Source organism: Mesorhizobium sp. M1E.F.Ca.ET.063.01.1.1, from assembly GCF_003998155.1.
In the GTDB taxonomy this organism is placed as follows: domain Bacteria; phylum Pseudomonadota; class Alphaproteobacteria; order Rhizobiales; family Rhizobiaceae; genus Mesorhizobium.
Genome location: NZ_RZSC01000565.1, coordinates 1 through 3964, shown reverse-complemented (window position 1 = coordinate 3964; position 3964 = coordinate 1). Strand labels below are relative to the sequence as shown.

Here is a 3964-nt window from a genome sequence, read left to right as displayed (position 1 = left end):
ACCCTTGGCAAGGGCCTGCGTCAACTGCGCGGGGTCGATGTCGCCGTCGCTCGGATCGTAGAGCGCGCCCTTCAGGTCATGCGTCTCGATGAAGGGGTAGCGGCGCTTGATCTCTTCGAGGCCGACGACGTCGATGTCCATGCCCTGGTAGCGGCCCATGCCCCTGGCGCGCTGGAACTCCTGCATGCGCTCCTTGGTATGGGCGAGCCTCAGCGAGCCGGTGACATGGTAGTTCATCGGATAGTCGACCGCCTCCGCGAGGCCGCGGTAGAGCTCGGTCGAATAGCGCTGCATGTTCATCAGCGACCAGGACGAGGAGAAGGTCGGCACGTTGCCGGCGGCATGCCAGGTCGAGCCGGAGGTCAGCTCGTTCTTTTCAAGCAGCAAGCAGTCGGTCCAGCCGGCCTTGCAGAGGTGGTAGAGCGACGAGGTGCCGACGACGCCGCCCCCGATGATCACCACGCGCGCCGTGCTCGGCAAACCGGCCATGTTTCTTCCTCCCAAGCTTTAACTCAATACACCGGCGGCGAAACCACCCAGATGACGACCGCCGGCTCGGCGCCTGGATTGCGCCAGCGAAACGGCTTGCCTTCGAAACGGAAGCTGTCGCCTTCGCCAAGCTGGTGCCAGACACCGCCGATCTCGATCTCGAAAGTGCCCGACGCGACATAACCCGCTTCTTCCGTCGGACGGCGCGCTTGGGTCTTCAGTTCCGCGCCTGGCGCGAAGACCGAGCGCAACATCTCGAAGCTACCGCCGAGGTCAGGCGACAGAAGCTCCTCCGCGAGTCCCGATTCGCTTGTGCCAAGCGAGCGGCGGCTGCCGGCGCGCACAACCACGCCACGCTCCTTCTCGGCAGGCACATCATGGCTGAAGAACAGGCTAAGTGGCACGCCGAAGAGCTCGGCGAAGGCCCTGAGGTCGCCGAGCGAAGGGATCGACAGGCCGCGCTCGACCTGGCTGATCCAGCCGACCGAGCGGCCGAGTTTCAAAGCGATCTCGGCAAGCGTCAGCCCGCGCGCCTTGCGCAGCGCGCGAATATCGCCGGCCAGCAGCCGTTCGCCATTATCCTGTTCCGATCTGACAGCGGTCGAGGCCAATCGCGTCTCTGTCCGAAATTGAGCGTGAAAAAATCTGAACGATTTTCATGAGAAAGCAAGCCCATGAAAAAATCAAGTGGATTTTCATGAAACACAAGATTTGCTTGCGTGATTTTGGCGGTTGATGCAAAGGCTCGCCTACGAACGGCGGGTGGGGCGTCCGGTCGGGACCAGTTTAGTTTTTGTGTCTGCGGATGGTCGTTGCGGAAACCGGATTCCGGCCATGCCTGAAGGGACGGCCCATGCTGGATAAGAATAGCCGGATGGCGCTCGATGCGGCGACCGTCGACGAGGCGATCACCTCGCGCCGGTCCGTGCGCGCCTTTTTGCCCGACATGGTCGACGACAGCACGATCCGCGATATCCTGGCGGTGGCGGCGCGGGCGCCGTCGGGCACCAACATGCAGCCCTGGCGGGTCTATGTGACCAAGGGCGAGGTCAAGCAGCGCATCAGCGACGCGATCCTCGATTCCGGCATCCGTGCCGAGAAGGCGGAATGGGACGAGTACCGCTACTATCCCGACCAGTTCTTCGAGCCTTATCTCAGCCGGCGCCGCGCCAACGGCTTCGGTCTCTACGGCGCGATCGGCATCGGCCGGCGCGAAGTCGACAAGATGCGGGCGCAGCATGACCGCAACTTCATCTTCTTCGACGCGCCGGTCGGCATGATCTTCACGGTCGACCGGCGGCTGAACAAGGGATCATGGATCGACTACGGCATGTTCCTTCAGAACATCATGGTCGCGGCGCGGGGCAGGGGGCTGCATACCTGTCCGCAGGCGGCCTTCGCGCCTTACCACCGGCAGATTCGTCCAGTGCTCAACATTCCCGACGAGGAAGTCGTCGTCTGCGGCATGGCGCTTGGCTATGAGGACAACTCGAAGCCCGAGAATGAATTCCGCACCGACCGCGCGCCGCTCGAGGACTGGGTGACGTTCGCGGAATAGTGCCGGCGCGGACCGAAGCCTTACCTGTTAGTGCACCTCGTAGCCGACTTCCTCGCTGGCGTGGCACAAGGCCTTCCAGAACGAGCGCGCGAAGGAACGGAACACATAGATGTCGAACTGGTCGGCGCCGCTGCGCTGGATCTGTGCGAAGACGTCGTGATGATTGGTCGAGCGGCCGGCACCCAGCGGAAAGGCTGGCAAGGCGAAGTCGATGGCGAAGAATTTCGCCATCACCCACTCCGCTTTCGGCCCGGCGATACGGATCGCGGTGCGGCCATGCGAGAGGTCGGTAAGCGTGCCGATGGAGGGAGTGATCACGCCCGTGAACGCGGAAGCCAAGCCCTCGGTTTCGTCGACCACGGTGAATTTGCCCGGTGCGAAGCCGAATGCCGACTTCATGCCGTTGGTGACGCCGCCCCCGGCGCCATCCGGCAGAGCAAGGCCTGTAACCTTGTATATGCCGGACATCAGCCGCTTCTCTTCACCCGGCCAGGCCGCGAGCTGCAGGATCGAGCCTGGTCGCGTCTCGGACAGGATGACGTCGACGCCATGCTCGAAATTGCCATGTGAGCCCGGGTGATAGGCCGGCTCAAGCGGCGATTGGCGCTCAACCATGCATGCGGCTCCCGTCCGGATCGTAGAAATGATTGGAAACGATCTCGATCGGTCCAAACCGGCTGCGAAGCGGGTCGGAGACGAAGGCGCGCGTACCGTGGCGCGCCTTGCCATCCTTCACCAGCGCCAGCGCGATGTATTTGCCGAGCGCCGGCGAATAGCAGCAGGCCGTGATATGGCCGATCGAATCGTGCGGGTTCTCTTCGTCCAATTCCTCGACGATATGCGCGCCGCCGTTGAACGGGCGGTTGTCGAGCGAGATCAGGCCGACAAGCTGTAGCCGCTCCGGCGAGATCAGGCCTTCGCGGTCCATCATGGCCGAGCCGATGAAGGGCTTCTTTTTCGACAGCATCCAGTCGAGATGGAGGTCGCGCGCAGTGGTGCGGCCGTCGATCTCCGCGCCGGTGACGTGGCCCTTCTCGATGCGCATCGTGCCCAGCGCCTCGAGCCCGTAGGTGACCAGGCCGAACGGCTTGCCGGCCTCGATCAGAGCCTCCCAGACGCGCGTGCCGTAGCCGGCGCCGGAATAGACCTCGAAAGCCATCTCGCCGGAGAAGGAAAGGCGGCAGATCATCACCGGCACGCCGGCGATCTCACCACGGACGATGCCCATGAAGGGAAGCGTCGCGTTGTCGACGGCGGTGCCGGTAACGCAGGCGGCAAGGATGGCTCGGGCCTTCGGACCGCCGATCGCGGCACCCGCCCATTCGTCGGTGACCGAAGTGACGGTGACCTTCAGCTCCGGCCAGATGACGTCGAGGAAATATTCCAGATGCTGCATCACCTTGCCGGCATTGGCGGTGGTGGTAGTCATCAGGAATTCCTGCTCGCCGAGCCGCCACGTGGTGCCGTCGTCGAAGGCGAGCCCATCCTCGCGCAGCATCAGGCCGTAGCGGGCCTTGCCGACCGCGAGCGTCGAAAACATGTTGGTGTAGACGCGGTCGAGGAATTCCGCCGCATCCGGGCCCTGAACGGCGATCTTGCCGAGCGTCGAGACGTCGACGATACCGGCGCTCTCGCGCGTCGCCCTGGCCTCGCGCACATAGGCCTGCTCGACCGTTTCGCCGGCGAGGCCGTAGATCATCGGGCGATACCAAAGGCCGGCCGAATACATGGTCGCGCCGTTGTCGATGTGCCAGTCATGCATCGGCGTCAGCCGCTCGGGCTTCAAGTCGCCGAAGCGCTCGGCCGCCAGTGAGCCGATCGATACCGCCGTATAGGGTGGCCGGAAGCGCGTCGTGCCGACTTCCGGGATCGGCTTGCCGAGCGCTTCGGCGACTTGAAGCCCGAGCGGCTGACGCC

Annotated in this window: 5 protein-coding genes; 1 reads left to right on the top strand and 4 read right to left on the bottom strand. The window is 64.0% G+C overall.

All coding sequences use genetic code 11. The annotated features are described in order from the left end of the window. Together EOA29_RS28075 and EOA29_RS28070 are read right to left on the bottom strand one after the other, a co-directional pair. Positions 1 to 489: FAD-binding oxidoreductase (locus EOA29_RS28075; protein ID WP_145969836.1), on the bottom strand; the 489-nt coding region annotated here is incomplete at its 3' end. Between the two features lie 23 nt (positions 490 to 512). Next, a complete protein-coding gene (locus EOA29_RS28070; protein WP_127221899.1) occupies positions 513 to 1100 on the bottom strand; it encodes an XRE family transcriptional regulator in 588 nt (195 codons plus the stop codon). A 242-nt stretch (positions 1101 to 1342) separates the two neighbouring features. On the opposite strand from EOA29_RS28070, the gene EOA29_RS28065 reads away from it, so the two are divergent. Further along, entirely contained in the window at positions 1343 to 2047 is a 705-nt protein-coding gene (locus EOA29_RS28065) for a nitroreductase (RefSeq protein ID WP_126093258.1), read from the top strand. Between the two features lie 27 nt (positions 2048 to 2074). Here EOA29_RS28065 and EOA29_RS28060 read toward each other — a convergent pair whose 3' ends face one another. Both EOA29_RS28060 and EOA29_RS28055 read right to left on the bottom strand, forming a co-directional pair. Continuing rightward, a complete protein-coding gene (locus EOA29_RS28060) occupies positions 2075 to 2662 on the bottom strand; it encodes a sarcosine oxidase subunit gamma (RefSeq protein WP_126093259.1) in 588 nt (195 codons plus the stop codon). Next, positions 2655 to 3964: glycine cleavage T C-terminal barrel domain-containing protein (locus EOA29_RS28055; RefSeq protein WP_245468556.1), on the bottom strand; the 1310-nt coding region annotated here is incomplete at its 5' end. The genes EOA29_RS28060 and EOA29_RS28055, both read right to left, overlap by 8 nt.